General features: G+C 68.6%; 13 protein-coding genes and 3 pseudogenes. 8 read left to right on the forward strand and 8 right to left on the reverse strand.

Features of this window, described 5'->3' with window-relative positions; translation table 11 throughout:
* The first annotated feature begins 436 nt into the window (after positions 1-436).
* Entirely contained in the window at positions 437-1,879 is a 1,443-nt protein-coding gene (locus KCH48_RS06945) for a non-reducing end alpha-L-arabinofuranosidase family hydrolase (RefSeq protein ID WP_210571245.1), read from the forward strand.
* A 283-nt stretch (positions 1,880-2,162) separates the two neighbouring features.
* On the opposite strand, the gene KCH48_RS06950 is transcribed toward KCH48_RS06945, so the two are convergent.
* The 3 genes and pseudogenes from KCH48_RS06950 to KCH48_RS43165 form a co-directional block, all read right to left on the reverse strand.
* The gene (locus tag KCH48_RS06950) at positions 2,163-2,495 is read right to left on the reverse strand and encodes a hypothetical protein (RefSeq protein WP_210571246.1); all 333 of its coding nucleotides are present in this window, start codon (positions 2,493-2,495) and stop codon (positions 2,163-2,165) included.
* Between the two features lie 593 nt (positions 2,496-3,088).
* Positions 3,089-3,661: a hypothetical protein gene (locus KCH48_RS06955; protein ID WP_246884916.1), complete on the reverse strand. Its 573-nt coding sequence runs from the start codon at positions 3,659-3,661 to the stop codon at positions 3,089-3,091.
* Positions 3,658-4,067, reverse strand: a pseudogene (locus KCH48_RS43165) (IS5/IS1182 family transposase); the annotation flags it as partial. The gene KCH48_RS06955 and the pseudogene KCH48_RS43165, both read right to left, overlap by 4 nt.
* Positions 4,068-4,093: 26 nt before the next feature.
* Here KCH48_RS43165 and KCH48_RS06965 point away from each other — a divergent pair.
* The 4 genes and pseudogenes from KCH48_RS06965 to KCH48_RS06980 all read left to right on the forward strand — a co-directional run.
* Positions 4,094-4,213 (forward strand): annotated as a pseudogene (locus tag KCH48_RS06965) (hypothetical protein); the annotation flags it as partial.
* A gap of 132 nt (positions 4,214-4,345) precedes the next feature.
* Positions 4,346-4,510, forward strand: coding sequence for a hypothetical protein (locus KCH48_RS06970; protein WP_210571247.1), 165 nt, complete (start codon positions 4,346-4,348; stop codon positions 4,508-4,510).
* 320 nt (positions 4,511-4,830) lie between these two features.
* Positions 4,831-5,271 carry an Lrp/AsnC family transcriptional regulator gene (locus tag KCH48_RS06975; RefSeq protein ID WP_210571248.1) on the forward strand — a complete coding sequence of 147 codons (441 nt, stop codon included), beginning with the start codon at positions 4,831-4,833 and terminating at the stop codon, positions 5,269-5,271.
* 711 nt (positions 5,272-5,982) lie between these two features.
* The gene (locus KCH48_RS06980) at positions 5,983-8,934 is read left to right on the forward strand and encodes an aminotransferase (RefSeq protein WP_210571249.1); all 2,952 of its coding nucleotides are present in this window, start codon (positions 5,983-5,985) and stop codon (positions 8,932-8,934) included.
* Between the two features lie 239 nt (positions 8,935-9,173).
* On the opposite strand, the gene KCH48_RS06985 is transcribed toward KCH48_RS06980, so the two are convergent.
* Positions 9,174-9,359 (reverse strand): hypothetical protein, encoded by a 186-nt coding sequence (locus KCH48_RS06985; RefSeq protein WP_210571250.1) that lies wholly within the window; start codon positions 9,357-9,359, stop codon positions 9,174-9,176.
* Between the two features lie 98 nt (positions 9,360-9,457).
* Positions 9,458-10,069, reverse strand: a pseudogene (locus tag KCH48_RS06990) (GlxA family transcriptional regulator); the annotation flags it as partial.
* 354 nt (positions 10,070-10,423) lie between these two features.
* On the opposite strand from KCH48_RS06990, the gene KCH48_RS06995 reads away from it, so the two are divergent.
* Positions 10,424-11,839, forward strand: a complete 1,416-nt coding sequence (locus tag KCH48_RS06995) for an aromatic amino acid lyase (protein WP_210571251.1) — start codon at positions 10,424-10,426, stop codon at positions 11,837-11,839.
* A gap of 228 nt (positions 11,840-12,067) precedes the next feature.
* Here KCH48_RS06995 and KCH48_RS07000 read toward each other — a convergent pair whose 3' ends face one another.
* The 3 genes from KCH48_RS07000 to KCH48_RS07010 all read right to left on the reverse strand — a co-directional run bounded on the left by KCH48_RS07000 (position 12,068) and on the right by KCH48_RS07010 (position 15,236).
* Complete coding sequence (locus KCH48_RS07000; protein ID WP_210571252.1) at positions 12,068-12,976, reverse strand: CoA ester lyase; 909 nt, start codon at positions 12,974-12,976, stop codon at positions 12,068-12,070.
* Complete coding sequence (locus tag KCH48_RS07005) at positions 12,966-14,186, reverse strand: CaiB/BaiF CoA-transferase family protein (RefSeq protein WP_210571496.1); 1,221 nt, start codon at positions 14,184-14,186, stop codon at positions 12,966-12,968. Before KCH48_RS07005 ends, KCH48_RS07000 begins: the two co-directional genes overlap by 11 nt.
* A 129-nt stretch (positions 14,187-14,315) precedes the next feature.
* The gene (locus KCH48_RS07010) at positions 14,316-15,236 is read right to left on the reverse strand and encodes a LysR family transcriptional regulator (protein WP_210571253.1); all 921 of its coding nucleotides are present in this window, start codon (positions 15,234-15,236) and stop codon (positions 14,316-14,318) included.
* A 167-nt stretch (positions 15,237-15,403) separates the two neighbouring features.
* Here KCH48_RS07010 and KCH48_RS07015 point away from each other — a divergent pair, with 167 nt between their 5' ends.
* Together KCH48_RS07015 and KCH48_RS07020 are read left to right on the forward strand one after the other, a co-directional pair.
* On the forward strand, positions 15,404-16,753 hold the full coding sequence (locus KCH48_RS07015) for a CitMHS family transporter (protein ID WP_210571254.1): 1,350 nt from the start codon (positions 15,404-15,406) through the stop codon (positions 16,751-16,753).
* Positions 16,754-17,128: 375 nt separating this feature from the next.
* Positions 17,129-18,151, forward strand: coding sequence for a DNA-directed RNA polymerase subunit alpha (locus KCH48_RS07020; RefSeq protein WP_210571255.1), 1,023 nt, complete (start codon positions 17,129-17,131; stop codon positions 18,149-18,151).
* Positions 18,152-18,342 lie beyond the last annotated feature (191 nt).

Consider the following 18,342-nt stretch of genomic DNA (forward strand, 5'->3'; position numbering starts at 1 on the left):
ACCCGGAAGGCCAGCTTCGCCGAACTCCGCGGCGCCTGCGCGATCTTCTGTCAGCAGGTCGGTGGGCGCGCGCCCGCGGTCGCACGGCCGGCAGCGAGTCCGAAAAGCTTGGACCGGGCGGCAACCTTTTCGCGAGCGGCGGCAATCAGTACTGCAACCGTGCCTGTCCAAGCCCGTGCCCGCACTGCTACCTGACCCTCAGCCAAAGACCCGTATAACCACGGACCTTGAAGCCGCCTGGTTTCAGCCTGCGAACGCTTCTGCCCGCGGATCTTGCGAGAAGTATTGACGTCATTCATGGGATCTCTAGCATTCACTCGATCGGCACTTCGACCCGTGTTCGCAATATCGGACAGCCGGGGCCGCACCACACCGCCTCCGGACGGCCCCTGACGGGCCAGACCGGAGTCGCGTGCTCAAGGATGACGAGGTCCTTATGCGCAGACGTAGTTTCAGCCTCAGGCGCCCGTCCGCGGTGCTCGCCGCCGTGGTCGCGGCCCTGGCCGCGTTGGCGGCGCTGCTTGTCGCCGGCCCGGCTCAGGCGGCCACCACCGGCGACTTGCGCGGTGTTGATTCCGGCCGGTGTCTCGATGTGGCGGGCGTCAGCCAGACCGACGGCGGAAACGTGCATATCTGGGACTGCCACGGCGATATCAACCAGCGGTGGACGTTGACGGACAGCGCCCAGCTGACCGTGTACGGCAACAAGTGCCTGGATGTCCGGGGCGGCGCCACCACGTCCGGGACCCCGGTGCAGATCTGGACGTGCAACGGCAGTGAGAACCAGCAGTGGCGGGTGAACCCGGACGGCACGATCGTCGGCGTGCGGTCCGGGCTGTGCCTGGAGGTCTCGGGCTGGGGCAAGGCCAACGGCACGGAGGTGCGGCTCTGGTCGTGCCACGGCGGCGCCAACCAGAAGTGGACCGGCCTGTCCGGGGCGAGCAACGCGTGTGCTCTTCCGTCGGCCTACCGGTGGACCTCGACGGGTCCGCTGGCGCAGCCGAAGGCGGGGTGGGTCGCGCTCAAGGACTTCACCACCGTGAAGCACAACGGCAAGCACATCGTCTATGCCACGACGCACAACACCCTCGCCGGTAACGATGGGCGCTGGGGATTGACCACCTTCAGCCCCTTCACGAACTGGTCCGACATGGCCACCGCCACCCAGAACACGATTCCCTTCGATGGCATTGCGCCGACGCTGTTCTACTTCGCCCCGAAGAACCTCTGGGTGCTCGCCTACAACGGGGGTTGGCCATACAGCTTCTCCTACCGCACCTCGAGCGACCCCACCGACCCCAACGGCTGGTCCGCGCAGCAGGAGCTGTTCACGGGCACCCTCCCGAAGAGGGGCCCGCTCGACGTGACCCTCATCGGCGACGACACGAACATGTACATGTTCTTCGCCGACGATGAGGGCGGCATCTACCGCGCCAGCATGCCCATCGGCAACTTCCCGGGCACCTTCGGTTCGTTCACGAAGATCATGAGCGACACGCCGCTCAACCTGTTCGAGGCGGTCGAGGTCTACAAGGTCCAGGGTCAGAACCAATACCTCATGATCGTCGAGGCCCAGAATTACACAGGGTATGGTCGCTACTTCCGCTCGTTCACGGCCACCAGCCTCGGCGGCGCGTGGACACCGCAGCCGCAGGCCGACACCGTGACCAGCCCCTTCGCCGGCAGTGCCAACAGCGGCGCGACGGCCTGGACCAGGGACATCAGCCACGGCGATCTGGTTCGCACCAACCCCGACCAGACCAAGACCATTGACACTTGCAACCTGCAGTTCCTCTACCAGGGGCGCGACCCCAGCACCGACGGCATGGACTACGGCCTCCTGCCTTACCGGCCGGGCGTGCTGACACTGCAGCGCTAGCCGGTGGCGTGACGCAGGCCCTGGTGTTCCTGGCGTTCGCGGGCAACGGCGTACGCCGAACCGGGTGAGCGTCACATCGAGCGATCAGGAACGGGTGGAGTTGGAGCGGCGGGCTCGGTGCAAGGCCGAGCCCGCCCGTGCGCCCGGAAACCCCGGATGGTGGCGGCCTCCTCCTGGTCGACCACGAGACGCGGTACGTGGCAAGCCTGGTGAGTCGGTCGGTTTCAGGGTTCGTCGACTGGTGGACCATCGTGGGGACGGAACTCGGAGCAACGCCGGCAGATCAGACGTCGGTAGTTGGCCGGAGGGTGTCCAGCCAGACGTCGAAGACAAAGCGTGTGTCGTGGGGGCCGCCCTCCAACCACCAGGTGCTCACCGTGGCGACGTCGTCAGCGATTTCTTCGATCGTGCACTGGATGCTGGTCGGGCATGGGTAGGGCGAGTTCGGCTGCAGATCTCCGCCGAAGTAGGCGGTTTTGCCGACCAGTTGGTGAGGGCGGTCGTAAACGTCGGCGAACTCCACCAGGATCAGGCCCGGTTGCGGTTCGTCGGCGAGCCAGTAGACAGCGGTAGCGGGCAGTTCGCAACCATCACCCTCGCCCAGATTTGTCCCCATGGCTGCACACTACCCACCGTGTGTCGCACGGCACTACCGGTTTTGCGGCCTGCCGCAACGCGCTGATCAGCTTGCCGAACTGACGCGGACTCACCCCAGTGAACCGGGGCTGTCCATGACGGCTCCGACGCCGTGATCACACCAGTCACAGCAAGGTCATATCAGCCCGGGGCCGGCTATTGCGAGGCCGCTCTCTGCCTTCCCCGCCCGTCGGGGCCCCGGGACGCCACGCGGTCCCGAGTTCAGCCGCCAGTGTCCTGGGTCCTGTCGACCACACGCTTGATGCCGATCAAGACCCGGTAGCGCTGCCGCTTCACGAACTCTGTCATCTCCCAGACCACCGGGCGCCCTATCTCGGCACACAGATGCAGCACGTGCCCCTCGTTCGCCCACACGCCTACGTGGGCGCCATAAGCATCGTCAGTGGCGTTGAAACCGGGAGCTCACGTACGGAACGGTCCAGTAGACAGCCGGTAGTTGGTGCAGCACTGGATCCATGACCCCATCCTCCCTGAGGTCGCCCACGCGCCGGAAGCTCGTGGACTGCTGCCTTGTATGGGCGGACGTGGTCGTCGGCATGTTCGCCCAGGTCACTACCGCCGTAGCGGCAGCCCAGGTGAACGGGGCATCTCGACTGTGGCGAGCCGTCGTTGACCCTGGTGACCGCACGATGTGGCACGGCTGTGGCACGTTCCGAACGACAGAGCGTTTAGAAGAGAGCGATGCTCTTCCGCTTGATCAAGGCTGTGACCTGTAAGGGAGCCGCTACCAGCATTCTCAGTGGGCGGTTCGGTGTCGGCCTCAGTGAGGATCCCGAGTTTGACCATGCGTTTGAGCTTGGCGCGGGCGCCTTCGACGTTCTTCGGCAGCGGTTCGTGGCCGAGGGCGTCACAGACGTCCTTGGCCCGCAGGGGGCCGGTCGACTCGTTGAAGGCGGCGAGGATTCGGGGGTAGTCCGGGTGCTCGGGCAGCTCGGGCGGGGATATGGGGGGCCGGTCGGCGAGACCGGTGACGGTCCTGCGAGTGATCGTGAGGTGCTCCAGGTGCGTCTCGGCCTCCCGCAACCGGGTCTGCAGGCCGTCGATCTGTGCGCGGAGGTCGTCGGCCAGGGCGCGGGCGGCGTCTTCCTGGAGGTCCAGGGCGTCGAGCAGGGGCCGGATGTTCACGCTGCCACCGCCTGCGCCGCGCGCCAGGTGGGGGCGTTCGCGCCGGTGAGGCGTCGGGTCATGACGTGGGTCATCGCCCAGTAGACGCGGGAGGCGGAGGAGGCGGAGGAGGATGGGCGGTGCTCGTAGTCGCGGACCAGGCGCCGGTGCAGTATCAGGATCCCGTAGGTCTGCTCGACCCTCCACCGCTTCGGCTGCGGCACGAACCCCTTCCTGCGGGTTGCGTGCGACGATCTCGACGTCGATCCCCAGGCCGACGCCGTGCATGACGACCTGGTTCTTGAAGCCCTGGCCGACCAGGGCTTTGCGGACGGTGTCACTGGTGTGCTCGGCGACCTAATCCAGCAGGAGGATGCCTGCGGTGTTGTCGTGGGGTGTTCGCGGCGAGGACGACGACTGCGATGACCCGCCGAGGACGTCCGCAGTGCCACATCGGACAAGATCGCGGCTTGTGTCATGTTTCTGGCGCACGAATCGGCGTCGTTCGTCACCGGATCGGCTCTCGTGGCCGATGGCGGGCACGGTCTTCCGGAGACGTGGCCGCGACCGTGAGCCTCGTAGAGCTTCTCGGGGCATTCTCCGAGGTAGAGACGAGCCCTTGGGTCCAAGTGGCCGGCAGGGTGGAGGAAGACGCCCGGCTTGAAGCGGCGTCGGAGCGCCCGCCCTGCGGCGACCCTCCGAGCGGTGTCGTACCCCAGCGCCGAGCCGCACGTTCAGGCCCGCCGGAGCGACGACGACAGCCTCGTCGACGGCAGACGGAACTCGCTGCCACGGCACCTGCCGCCCGGCCATCGCGCGACCCTTGTCGATCCGGAACATCCGGCAGCCCAGAGCTCGCTCGGCGAGTAGGGCTGCCTGCGTTTGAAGCGGTCTGCTTCCGTGTCGACTGCGGGGGCCGGAACGTGTGGGGGACATGACGATCCCGCCCGGAACCGCCAGGTCGTGCGCCAAGCGCAAGTGGCCAGTCGGTCTCTGGGCCTTGGCAGCGCCTCCTGGTCGGGGCTTCGGCAGGGCTGCCGGCGAGGCAGGTTCCATGTCCGGTGCCACGTGGCTTCCAAGATCTGAACGATTGATTCGAGCCTACAAGCGATGAAATCGACGGTGTCTCACGCGTATTGCGCGTGAATCAATCGTATGCTTAGCTGTTCGCGCACTTAGGAGGTGACCTCATGGACGATATCGATCGGGCCATCCTGCGCGAACTGCAGACCGACGGCCGCATCCCCTACGCCGATCTCGGCCCGAAGGTCGGCCTGTCGGCGTCGGCCGCTCGGCAGCGGCTGCAGCGGCTGATCGACACCAAGGCGGTGCAGGTCGTCGGCGTCACTGACCCGATGGCGATGGGCGGGCAGGCCATGGCCCTGCTCGGGCTCCGCGTCGACGGCGATCCGCGAGCGGTGGCCGACGAACTCTCACGCCACGACGAGGTCGTCTACGCCGTCTTGACCGCTGGCACCTTCGACTTGTTCGCTGAGGCCGTCTGCCGGCAACCGCGTGACCTGCTGGACTTCGTCAACGACGTCGTGCGTCCCATCGAGGGCGTGACAAAGGTGGAGAGCTTCCCCTACTTCGGGATTCACACGCACCGGTTCTTCTGGAACGTTGGCTGAACAGCGCCCTGCTCACCGTTTCTCCGCCCCCCGCACACGGCGCCCGGAAGGGACAGCCGCCCAGGCCCGCCCTCAGTACGCAAGCGGCTCGTGTCGGCCTGAGGCCACTGTCGAGATCGGCAACCGCCGCACACCTTTTGCTGGGCATGGCACGGCCGCCCGCAGATCAAGCACGTCATGTTCGAACACCGCCTGGCCGCAAGGACTGGCACCGCACGATCTCCGGGCACCGATAGCCCGCCACACAGTCGGGGACCGTCCACCCCGCCTGGGGACCGATCGCCACCATGGGCCCTGACCAGGCCGCCCCTCCCGAAAGGCCAGCACGCGCATGGAGCAGTACGAGCCCGAACGCCTCTCCCTGGACCAACTGGCTGCCATGCGGCGCAGCCTTTGACGTCACCGCCGGACCGTACCGGGCCGCCGAACTCCGATGGGCACCAGGAGAACGACCGCCGCGGCCTCGCCGAGGGCCAGGAGCACCCCGGCGCGCACCCGCGTGAGGCATCCGTGGACTCCGTGGCCGCGGACTGAGGCGGCGATGAAACCCTCGACGCCACCGCGGACCTCCAACTCTTTGATTTTTGTACCCACTTCAGTGATCCGTGCGATGGCGTGGCCCGCCGCCCTGCATCACCTCTGTCTGATCATGCTCGCCGATCCGCAATGACGGGCCGTCGTGGGTCAACCAACTGACGAACGGAGAATTCGATGGGTATCTCCCCTGCCGAGTGGCTGGTGGCGCCGATGGTCGCAATCGAGGAGGAGCGGGCCGCAGCCCTCCTCACGGAACGATTCGGCATCGAGGGAACACTCGAGGAACTGGGCAGCAACCACGACCGCAACTTCCGGGTGCGCACCGGTCTGGATGAGCACGGGTACGTCTTCAAGATCTTCAACCCGGTCATCGACCGCGCGGTATTGAGGGCCCAGTCCGAGGCCACCGAGCGCCTCGCCCGGGCGCTGCCGGAGCTGCGGCTACCGCGGGCCCGGGTCGGAGTCGACGGGGAGCACATCCAGACCGTCTCCGTGGACGGCCAGGACTACGACTGCCAATTGCTCGACTATGTCCCCGGCGAACCCATCATGGACAGCCGCTATCTGGCTCCGCGGGTGGTGGCGCGGCTGGGAGAGCTTGCCGGACGCATCATCGCGACCCTGGAGGGCCTCGATATACCGACTCCGGACAAGCCGATGCTGTGGGACCTGCGCAACGCCCTCGCAGTCGTCGAAACCCTGGCCCCGCACATGGTCGACCAGCGAAAGGCCGAGCGTGTGCTGCGAGCCGCCCGCGCGGCACACCAACAGGTGGAGCGGCGCGCCGCTCGGCTGCCCATACAGGTCATTCACGGGGATGTGGCCGACAACAACGTGGTGTGCCGGACGGACCCGGACGGCCGCCCCATACCGGTCGGGCTGATCGACTTCGGAGATCTCACACACAGCTGGGCCGTGGCCGAGCTGGCGGTCGCCTGCACATCCGTCCTGCATCATCGCGGAGCCACACCGGCTTCGGTGCTGCCCGCGGTCCGCGCGTTCCACGCCGTACGGCCGCTCGTCGGAGACGAGCTGGACGTGCTGTGGCCCCTGATCGTGCTGCGCGGCTGCGTGCTGGTGGTATGCGGGCAGCACGCCGCACTGCAGGACCCCGGCAACGGCTACGCTACGGCGGCCCTCGACCGTGAGTGGGCCATGTTCGAGGCCGGTGCCTCGGTACCGGCCGAGGTGATGGCGGCCCACTTCCGGCAGGTGATCGGCGAACCCGCCCCGCACAGCGATCCACCGACCTCGAGCCACCCTCTTCTCCCCGAACTTCCCGCCGAAGCAACCGTGCTCGACCTGTCCGTTACCAGCGACGCGCTGCACGGCGGCGGCTGGCTCGATCCCGACGCGGAGTCCGCTGTGGTCGCACGGGCACTCGCCTCGGGCGGCACGGCAGTGCTGACCCGGCACGGAGAGTGCCGTCTCAGCCGCACACGAGTCGACAACACAGAGCAGAGCGCCACGCTCGCGCTCGGCGTGGAGGTGCACCTCACCAGCCCGCTGGCGGTCCACGCGCCGTGGGTCGGCACGGTCACCCGGCACGCCGAGCACGGAGTGACCCTGACCGCCGGGGGGCTGCACCTGGTGCTCGACGGCATCAACCCGGCTGTCGCGGTCATCGACGGGGGAGAGGCCGTATCCGGTCAGCAGTTGGGCACCGTCGCCGCACAGGGCAGCTGGTATCGGTTGGATGTGCAACTGTCCCGGCTGGGCACGGGAATTGCACCACGCTTCACCCCACCAGGGCTGGACGCGGGCTGGCTGACGATGTGCCCTGATCCGACCGGCCTGATCCTCCCACGGGCGGACCGCCCCGTGGCGGACACGCCCACGGAGCCGGAGAGCGTCCTGCTGGAGCGTCGAGTGATGTCTTTCGCCACCGTGCAGGAGCACTACTTCGAGAACCCTCCGCAGATCGAGCGAGGTTGGCGGCACCACCTGGTGGACACCCGCGGCCGCGGCTACCTGGACATGCTCAACAACGTGACCGTTCTTGGCCACGGTCACCCGCGGCTGGTTGAAGCAGTGCACGGGCAGTGGCAGCGGCTCAACACCAACTCCCGTTTCCACTACGCCTCGGTGGTGGAGCTGTCGGAGCGGCTGAGCGCGCTCCTGCCGGACGGACTCGACACCGTCTTCCTCGTCAACAGCGGCTCCGAGGCCGTGGATCTGGCATTGCGGCTGGCCTGGGCCGCTACCGGGAGGCGCGATGTCGTCGCGGTGGAGGAGGCGTACCACGGCTGGACCTACGCCGGTGACGCCATCTCCACCTCGACGGCCGACAATCCGAACGCCTTGGCCACCCGCCCCGCGTGGGTGCACACAGTCACCACACCGAACAGCTACCGCGGCCCGCACCGCGGCCCTGATGCGCACCTCTACGGCCCCGAGGCCGCGGCCGTGATCGCCGACCTGGTCAGGTCCGGACGCCCTCCAGCGGCGTTCGTGTGCGAGCCCTACTACGGCAACGCCGGCGGAATGGCTCTGCCCGACGGCTACCTCGAGCAGGTCTACGCCGCCACCCGGGAATCCGGCGGTCTCTGCATCGCCGACGAGGTGCAGGTCGGCTACGGTCGGCTGGGCTCCCACTTCTGGGGCTTCGAGCAGCAGGGCGTCGAACCGGACATCGTCGCTGTCGCCAAGGCGATGGGCAACGGCCACCCCCTGGGGGCGGTGATCACCAGACGCGGGATCGCCGACGCTTACCGTTCGCAGGGCTACTTCTTCTCATCGGCCGGCGGCAGCCCGGTCAGTTCGGTGGTCGGACTGACCGTGCTCGACGTGCTCCGCGACGAGGGTCTCCAGGACAACGCCCGCACGGTTGGCGCACACCTGCGAACGCGGCTGCTGCGACTCGCCGACAAGCACCCGCTGATCGGCGCCGTCCACGGTAGTGGCCTGTATCTGGGCGTCGAGTTCGTCAGAGACCACGAGACACGGGAGCCGGCGACCGAGGAGACAGCCGCCATCTGCGAACGGCTACGAGAGCTGGGCGTGCTGATGCAGCCGACGTCGGACCGGATGTGCGTCCTGAAGATCAAGCCACCGCTGTGCCTGACCACGACGAGCGCCGACGTCTTCGTCGACGCCCTCGACGACGTACTCACTCACGGATGGTGACACACGGTACGGACGTACCTGTCGGCGGCTGTCCTGTGGCACCGATCAGCGGTGGCACCAGGCCAATACAGCCAAGTCAGAGCCTCAGCGGCGTGCACGCGGGGTGACAGCCGCTGAACTGCGTTGTCGCACGTCGAGCCGGCTATCACCCGGAGCCTGCGTAGCCGGTCAGAGAGGCAATCGTCCTCTCTCACTGGATCCCCGGCAGCCGCACCCACCCCGTACGCCAACATCGGCCTTCAAGACCACAACCACCTGGGCGCCCGCGGGCTGAACAACGCTGCGGACGTGCACGTCTCCCCGGCCGGCGGGGACATGGAGCCTGCCGCCTCAGGGCGGGCTCCTTCGATCTGGCGGCGGTTGTCGGCCAGTTCGGTGCCGGTGAAGTAGTCGGCCTCGTCATGGGTGCGGTCTGTGTCGACCACGATGCGTGCCGCGCCCTGCGTCGGTCGAAGGCTGTCGTCGCGGTGGTGGTGCCGGCCGCCTCCGCCCACGACAACGGCTTGGACGCCCGACTCCGCCCTCAGGTTTCGCTGAAGGTCCGTCGGTAGGCGCCGGGTGTGGTGCCGAGTTGTGCCCGGAAGCGGCGGCGCAGGTTGACCGCCGAAGCGAGACCGACCCGGGTGGCGATGGCTTCGACCGGCAGGTCGGTCTGCTCCAGCAGTACCCGTGCCGCGTCGAGGCGCTGGCCGAGCAGCCACTGTCCCGGACTGGTGCCGAGCTGCTCGTTGAACCGCCGGGCGAGGGTCCGGCTGGACAGCCCGGCGTATTCGGCGAGGCGCCCGAGGGTCAGTCGGGTGTCGAGTCGGGAGATGGCCCACTCCAGCAGTGGTGCCAGTGACTCGTCCGCCCCGGCCGGTGCGGGCTGTGCGGCGTACTGGAGTTGGCTGCCCTCGCGGTGCGGTGGCAGGACCATGTTCCGGGCGATCTGGGCGGCGTATGCCGCGCCGTGGTCGGAACGTACGAGGTGCAGGCACAGGTCGATGCCCGCGCCGGTTCCGGCGCTGGTCGCCACATCGCCGTGGTCCACGAAGAGCACGTCCGAGTCTACCTGCACCTCGGGGAAGGTGGCGGCGAGTTGGGCGGTGCTGCGCCAGTGGGTGGTGGCGCGGCGGCCGTCGAGCAGTCCGGCCTGATGCCCGGCCAGGCGGTCTTCCGTCGGCGCCTGCATGAGGGCACGGGTGTGCGCGGTTTGGGTGATGGGGTTCGCGCCGGTGGGTGGCCTGGAGCAGACAGGTCGGCGTGTGGCGATCTGGTCGATGGCGAGGGGAAGTTGGCAGGGCCACTGCTCCCGGTCGGGGGATGGAGCGCGGCCGCTGTCTGGAGGGCCGCGAGAGCCGTTTGATGGGGTGGTGTGCTTCCAGGCGCGGAATGGTGCTGGATCCGGAGTTGCTGGAAGGGCTGGAAGCTCGCGGCGGCTGCCCGGTCACCCACGACACCGCCGGTGCAGCGCTGTTCCAAGCCTGATCGCCCGGTATCGAGTGGAGGCGTGTTGATCACCATCGACGGCATCAATCTGAGCAGTTCCGACATTGCGGCCCTCGCATATGGGGAGGCACCTGTCCGGCTCGCCGACGAGGCTAGATCACGGGCTGCGCGATCCTTCGAACACGCGGTGCAGATCAGTGCCGAACGCGTGGTGTACGGCAGATCGACAGGCGTGGGCGCCAATCGCGACATCGCCATCGACAACGCGAACGCACATGCTCTCGCCCTCCTGCGCAGCCACGCCACATCCGCGGGACCGCTCCGGAGCCCGGAACGCGTACGCGCGATGCTGGCCGTACGCCTCAACCAGCTCGCCGCCGGAGGCAGCGGAGCGTCGCCTGATCTCCTCGACGGGTTGGTGGCCATGCTCTCGGCCAACGCGCTGCCGCCCGTACGCGAGGTGGGCAGCATCGGCACGGGTGACCTGCCGGCGCTCGCGGTCACCATCCTCGCGCTGCTCGGAGAGGTTCCCACGTCCACGGCGCTTCCGGCACCGGTCGCGTGCGGTCCGAAGGACGCCATGCCGGTCATCAACAGCAACGCCGCTGCGATCGGAGACGCTGCGCTCGCCTACGCCACGCTCCTCCTGCTGTCACGGTCCGCGATCACGGTGGCGGCGCTGACGTTCGCGGCGGTGGACGGCAACCCTGAGGCGTTCGCCGAGGTCGTTGAGCAAGTGACGCCGTTCCGCGGGGCACGTGAGGTGTGTCGGTCGATGCGCCGGCTCATCTCCCCAGTGACACCACCCATGCGCATTCAGGACCCGCTGGGACTGCGCAGCATGCCGCAGGTGCACGGCGCGTTCATCGAAGCCCTCTCCCAACTCGACGACGTCGTCTGCCGCATGGCGAACGCACCGTCCGAGAATCCCGCACTGCTGCCCGGTCACGGGGTTGCCCATCACGGTGGCTTCCACGCCGCGTACCTGGCGCAGGCACTCGATGCGACCGTCTCGGCGGCAGCCCAGTCGGCGCAGCTGGCCCTGGCCAGAGTGTCCATGCTCACCGAGCCCGCGTTTACCGGATTGGCGCCGTTCCTCGGGGCGGGGGCCGCAGGTGCGTCGGGTGTGATGGCCTGCGAGTACGTCGCGGCCTCCGCGCTCGGCTCGCTGAGAGCCCTTGCCATGCCGACGGCAGTCCAGACCGTGACGCTGTCGCGCGGCGTCGAGGAAGACGCGAGTTTCGCTTCGCACGGTGCGCGGCAGGCATTGACCGCGGTGGACGACTACCGGACTGTGCTGGCGTGTGAACTCGTGGCCGCCGTACGCGCGTTGCGACTGCGCGGTGCGCGGTTGGACGATCTCTTTGACGACCTGACGCTGGAGATGGCCGACCGTGACCTCACCGCCGACATCGCCGCGTCGGCAGGCCTGCTGCCACAGCTCGCCGACATCCCGCAGGGGACAAGAATCGCCTGATGACGGTCATGGCACGTACCGAGTCAGTTGAGATCTTCAGGTGAGGCTGCGGAGCCAGATGACCTCGCCGGAGGCACGCCTGATCAATGCCGTGCCGCCTCGGTGACCGGTACCGAACCGGCTGCCTTGCCACTGACTTGACGGAGTTTGGCGGACACGAACAAGGACAATGCCAACCGTCGGGTTCGGCTGAGCTCCTGGGCTGAGCGAGATCCGCGCAACCGCCGCTCAGGTGTGCCGCTCCAGCAACGCCCGAGCCGTGGCGGCCATCGCCTCGTCCACCATTTCCCCGTCGAACGTCACCGCGCCGGCGCCGGACGCCTGGGCCTCTTCCACCACGGCGATCAGTCCTGCCGCGCGGGCGAGTTCGGCCGGGCTGGGTGCGAACACGTCGTTGATGACGGGGACATGGGAGGGGTGGATCGCCATCATGCCCGCGTAGCCCAGCGAGCGGTTCTGCTCGGCGAAGGCGCGCAGGCCGTCGAGATCGCCGATACGGGTCCACAGCCCGGCCACCGGATGCGGGGTTCCCGCGGCACGCGCGTCGAGCAGGACGCGGGCGCGCAGGGCGTGTGTCTCGGTGCCTTCCGGGCTCCAGCGGTAACCGATCGCACGCTCCACGTCGCCGCCCGCCCCGGTGATCGCGCCGAGGTAGGCGACGCGTGCGGCGGCCGTAGCGCAGGCGTGGGCCTCGCGCAGGGCCTGCGCCGTCTCGAGGAGGGGGATGAGGGCCAAGTGGCCGCGGGGCAGGCCGTGTTCGTGCTCGCTCCAGGCGAGGAGCCGGTCGGCGAAGCGGATGTCGCCGCGGCCTGTCACCTTGGGCAGCACGATTCCGGTGAGTCCGGGGCCGCACAGGGCGCGCAGCTCGTCGGCGGCCCCCCACGTGTCGAGTGGGGTGACGCGGACGAACAGGGCCGGTCCCGGCAGTGAGCCGTCTGCCCGGCGGGCGAGCGCCTCGGTCACTTGCCGGACGGCGTCCGCGCGTTCGGCCTGCGGCACCGCGTCCTCCAGGTCGAGGACGACCGCGTCCGCTCCGGCCGCCCGCGCTTTGGGAAGCCAGTGCGTGGCACGGTTTCCGGGGACGAACAGCAGGGAGCGCAGGGGCGGGCGGGGGAGGGGAGTGGGGTCAGACGACACCGTGCTTCTCCAGGTCGGTGAGCTCGTCCTCGCTCAGCCCGAGCCACTCGCGGTAGACGAGGTCGTTGTCCTGGCCCAGGGCGGGGCCGGTCCGCCAGATGGAGCCGGGTCGCTGCCGGAAGTGGGGGATCACGGACTGCATGCGTACGGGGCCGAGGTCGGCGTCGTCGACGGTGACGATGTCGCCGCGTTCGGCGTAGACCGGGTCCTCGGCGATGTCGGCGGCGCTGAACACACGGGACGCCACGACCTCGGCCTGTGTGAACGCCTCGAGGCAGGCGGCCGCCGTGCGCTCGGCCACCCACGCTCGCAGGCCGTCGTCGAGGCGGGCGCGCCCGGCGAACTGCTGTTCCGGCGTGGCGAAGTCGGCCTCGTCGAAGCCGAGCAGCTTGGCGACGTTGCGGACCGAGCGGAGCGTCGCCGACGTCACCGTGATCCATTCGTCGTCGCTCGACCGGTAGGTGTTGATGACGGCGGCGGGGGCGACGGCGAGCTGGTTGCCGGAGCGTCCGGGTACCGTGCCGAGCTGGTCGTGGACGATGACCTGCCACTCGACGAGCCGGAACAGCGGCTCGAAGAGGGCGAGATCGATCCACTCGCCGTCGAAGCCGGGGTCGTGGTCGCGGCGGTGCAGTGCGGCCAGCACCGCGTAGGCGCCCATGAGCCCGGTCACCGCGTCGCCGTGCGAGAAGCCGGTGTGCACGGGCGGGGCGTCGGGGAAGCCGGTCAGATGCACGACGCCACTGCGGGCCTCGCCGACCTTGCCGAAACCGGGCTCGTCGGCGCGTGACGACGTGGCGCCGAAGCCGGATATCTGCAGCAGGACGGCCTTGGGGTTGACCCGATGCACGGACTCCCAGTCGAGCCCCCACGAGCGGAGCCGGCCGGCACGCAGCGTGACGATGACGACATCCGCCCAGGCGACAAGACGCTGGGCGACCCGCCGCCCGGACTCCTGATGGAGATCGAGCGTGACCGACCGCTTGTTGCGACCGGCGACCTTGAACCAGAGCGGGTGGCCGTCCTTGGTGGGGCCCATCGCCCGTGCCGCGTCACCGGCGCCCGGCGGCTCCACATGGACGACGTCCGCGCCCTGGTCGGCAAGGAGGGAGCCGGCCAGCGGACCCGCCACCACGTGCGCGAACTCCACGACCTTGAGGCCGTGCAGCTGGCCCTGGCCACCGGCTTCCTGACCCGTGATCGACACCATCGACACCCTCTGCTCCCCAACTCGCTTGACGGCGGCACCAATCAGCCTGCCGAGCTGTGAGCATGTGAGTCCAGCAACAAACGGCTATGAATCCTTGCGGTTCACGCATGAGTCGGAGGGGTCGGCAGATCAGGCCCAGGACACTCCGGACGGCAGCTCGTGCCGACGCGCGCGGAACTCCCGCAGTGTCTCCAGGAACCGGTCGGCCGCCGGCGGGAGCGGACGGCGCGCACGCAGGGCGATGTCGAGGCGCCGGTGCAGGGTCGGTTCGACGAGCGGCCTGTGGATGAACGGGCCCGTCCCGAGGAGGGGCAGGACCAGGGCGGGCATCGCGGTGACGCCGAGCCCGGCCGCCACGAGTCCGCCCACCGTGGCGACGTTGCCCGCCTCCGCGGCCGGCACCGACCGGGCCTCGGCCTGTGCGAAGGCGGCATCGGTCAGGCGTCGCACGCTGGAAGCACGGCCGACGGCGAGGAAGGGCTCGCGTGCCAGGTCGTCCCAGGTGACCTCGGGACGGTCGGCCAGGGCATGGTCCGGCGGCAGGACGGCCACGAACCGGTCGCGTACCAAAGGGCGGTGCTCCAGCTGTCCCGACGGCTCACCGGTCGTGATGGCGAAGTCCGCGTCGCCGGTGAGGACGCGGCTCAGTACCGATTGTTCGAGTCCGTCCATGATCTGCACGGCCACCTGCGGCCGTTGCCGGCGGAAGTCCAGGATCACCTCCGGCAGCAGCACCGCGGCGACCGACGGCAGCGTGGCCACGGCGACCGTCCCCGACTCGCCGAGCAGGAAGCGCTCCAGCTCCTTCATGCCCGACTGGTGGGCATTCACGATCTGTTCGGCTATGCGCAGGGCTTCGACGCCTGCGGCTGTCAACTCGACGTTCCGGGTGTCGCGTTCGAGGAGTCGAGCGCCCACCTGCCGCTCCAGGTCGGCCACCGCGCGGCTGAGCGAGGACTGGGAGACGCGCAGTTGAGCGGCGGCCGCGGTGAAGCTGCCGACCCGGGCCACGGCGGCGTAGGCGCTGAGTTGCCGAAGAGTGCTGTCCATGACGAGCGAGCTTATGGCCGTACGCGCCTATTGATGCGTGAACAGCATGGATAGATCTCGGTTTGATGCTGGACGCCGATTCGCTGCCGCTCCGACACTCATCCGCAGCACGGGCCACCGGGAGTGCCGGGGGACCCTCGAGCCGTACGAGAAGGTGAGCGACGACCATGCTGGCAGCGCTGGGGTTCTCCACGATCGGCCTGTTCCTCCTGCTCACCATGACCAAACGGGTCTCCGTCCTGGTGGCGCTCGTGCTGCTGCCGGTCCTGGCGGCCCTGGTCGGCGGCTTCGCCGGCGACATGGGGGACATGATCCTCAAGGGCCTCACCACGGTGGCCCCGACCGGCATCATGATCGCTTTCGCCGTTCTCTACTTCACGTTGATGGTGGACGCCGGGCTCTTCGACCCATTGATCAACCGCGTCGTTCGCCTCGCCCGGAACGACCCGGCACGCATCGCCGTCGGCACGGCCGTCCTCACCATGTGCGTGGCGCTCGACGGTGACGGCGCGTCGACGTTCCTCATCACCGTCTCCGCGCTGCTGCCCGTCTACAAGCGCCTGGGCATGAGCCCGTTGGTCCTCTCGGGGGTGGTCTGCCTGGGCGCGGGCGTGATGAACATGATCCCGTGGGGCGGGCCGACGGTGCGGGCCATGGCGGCGCTGGACCTGGAGAGTTCGGACGTCTTCACCCCCGTCCTCCCGGCGATGGGCGTCGGCATCGTCTGGGTGCTGCTCGCCTCGTACTGGATCGGCCGACGCGAGCGCCGCCGCCTCGCCGCGCTTGGTCCGGACAGCGCCAATGCCGCCCCGGAGCAGGACGAGGCGGGGCCGCTCGCCGGGCGTGCCGCCGGGGACGGGCCGGGTACGCCCCTCGTGGTGCGGGAGGGGCGCCCGTCGCTCTGGCTGACCGCGTTCAACGCCGTCCTGACCGTCACCCTGATCGTGGCGCTCGTCATGGAAGTCATGCCGCTGCCCGTGCTGTTCGCGCTGGCCTTCGCGCTCGCCCTCTTCGTCAACCACCCCACGTGGGAAGCGCAGCAGGCCCTTCTGGAGAAGCACGCGAAGAGCGTCGTCCTCGTCACCACGATGATCTTCGCCGCGGGCGTCTTCACCGGAGTCCTGACCGGCACCGAGATGATCACGGAGATGGCTCAGGCGCTGGTCTCGGTCGTGCCCGACTCCCTTGGCGGACACCTCGCGCCGATCGTGGCCGTCACCGGCATGCCGCTGAGCCTTGCCTTCACACCGGACGCCTACTACTTCGGAGTGCTCCCCGTCCTCGCCCAAACGGCGTCCGGCTTCGGCGGCGACGAGGCCGAGATCGCACGGGCCGCGATCCTCGGCCAGATGACCACCGGGTTCCCGCTCAGCCCGCTCACCGCCTCCACGTTCATCCTCGTCAGCATGAGCGGAGTCCAGCTCGGCGAACACCAGCGCTTCATCTTCCGCTGGGCCTTCGGCACGACCCTCGTCATGACCGCGGCAGCCCTGCTCACCGGTGCCATATCCCTGTGAACCACCGTACGGACCTACCCCCAGCGGCGTTTCACCAGCGCGGCGGAACGGTGTCGTGCCGTCGAGCAGGTGCTCCGGGCCGGCGACGACCCCACTGGACTGGAGTCCGAAGGTCGGTATCACACCCGGCTGTATCAGTCCCGGCCACGCTCCGAATGACTGCCGCACAGGAGTAGGAGCGGCTGATCGGGGGGCTCTGTTCCTGCCGGAGCTCGGGCTCCGTTCCTGCGACAATTGGGGCTGCCGACTGGCCGGCAGAGGGGCGGAGTCGGGTGGTCCGGTCTTTTCGGAGGCCGTATCACCCGTATCGCCCGTATCCTCGTGGAGACCACGGCGTCACATCCCCGGGCGCCGAACCACTGGAGGCAACACCTCGTGCTGATTGCTCAGCGTCCGTCCCTGGCCGAAGAGGTCGTCGACGAGTTCCGCTCCCGGTTTGTGATCGAGCCGCTGGAGCCGGGCTTCGGCTACACCCTTGGCAACTCTCTCCGCCGTACCCTCCTGTCCTCGATCCCGGGTGCGGCTGTCACGTCCGTCCGCGTCGACGGTGTCCTGCACGAGTTCACCACCGTGCCGGGCGTCAAGGAGGACGTCACCGACCTGATCCTCAACATCAAGCAGCTGGTCGTGAGCAGTGAGCACGACGAGCCGGTCGTGATGTACCTGCGCAAGCAGGGTCCGGGTCTGGTCACCGCCGCCGACATCGCGCCGCCGGCCGGTGTCGAGGTGCACAACCCCGATCTCGTCCTCGCCACGCTCAACGGCAAGGGCAAGCTGGAGATGGAGCTGACCGTGGAGCGCGGCCGTGGTTATGTCTCCGCCGTGCAGAACAAGCAGGTCGGTCAGGAGATCGGCCGTGTCCCGGTCGACTCGATCTACTCGCCGGTGCTGAAGGTCACGTACAAGGTCGAGGCGACCCGTGTCGAGCAGCGCACCGACTTCGACAAGCTGATCGTCGACGTCGAGACCAAGCAGGCCATGCGTCCGCGTGACGCCATGGCGTCGGCCGGTAAGACGCTGGTCGAGCTGTTCGGGCTTGCCCGTGAGCTGAACATCGACGCCGAGGGCATCGACATGGGCCCGTCGCCGACGGATGCCGCCCTTGCCGCCGATCTGGTACTGCCGATCGAGGAGCTGGAGCTCACCGTTCGGTCGTACAACTGCCTCAAGCGCGAGGGCGTCCACTCCGTGGGTGAGCTGGTCGCGCGCTCCGAGGCCGACCTGCTGGACATCCGCAACTTCGGCGCCAAGTCGATCGACGAGGTCAAGGCGAAGCTGCACGGCATGGGTCTGGCCCTCAAGGACAGCCCGCCCGGATTCGACCCCACCGCCGCTGTCGACGCCTTCGGCGCGAACAACGACGCGGACTCCGGGTTCGTCGAGACCGAGGAGTACTGAGCGCTGCTGCGCCGCGCCGGGGGCGCGAGCGGGGCACCTCATGCGGTGCCCCCTGTGAAGATCGGTGTTGTGTACCCGTAATCGAAACCCCGTAACTACACTCGCGCCCCATGCGTACCCCCAGCCTCGCCGAGCAGTGGACGAAGATCACCTCCGCAGTGAGCAGAGGTGATGGCCCCGGGGGAGGTGGG

The organism is Streptomyces sp. GESEQ-4, assembly GCF_017948455.1.
Taxonomy (GTDB): domain Bacteria; phylum Actinomycetota; class Actinomycetes; order Streptomycetales; family Streptomycetaceae; genus Streptomyces.

Excerpts from the sequence above, each read along its gene's own strand:
- KCH48_RS06980 (WP_210571249.1), top strand. The coding sequence starts at position 5,983 with ATGGGTATCTCCCCTGCCGAGTGGCTGGTGGCGCCGATGGTCGCAATC.
- KCH48_RS06950 (WP_210571246.1), bottom strand. The coding sequence starts at position 2,495 with ATGGGGACAAATCTGGGCGAGGGTGATGGTTGCGAACTGCCCGCTACC.
- KCH48_RS07015 (WP_210571254.1), top strand. The coding sequence starts at position 15,404 with ATGCTGGCAGCGCTGGGGTTCTCCACGATCGGCCTGTTCCTCCTGCTC.
- KCH48_RS06975 (WP_210571248.1), top strand. The coding sequence starts at position 4,831 with ATGGACGATATCGATCGGGCCATCCTGCGCGAACTGCAGACCGACGGC.
- KCH48_RS07005 (WP_210571496.1), bottom strand. The coding sequence starts at position 14,186 with ATGGTGTCGATCACGGGTCAGGAAGCCGGTGGCCAGGGCCAGCTGCAC.
- KCH48_RS07010 (WP_210571253.1), bottom strand. The coding sequence starts at position 15,236 with ATGGACAGCACTCTTCGGCAACTCAGCGCCTACGCCGCCGTGGCCCGG.
- KCH48_RS06945 (WP_210571245.1), top strand. The coding sequence starts at position 437 with ATGCGCAGACGTAGTTTCAGCCTCAGGCGCCCGTCCGCGGTGCTCGCC.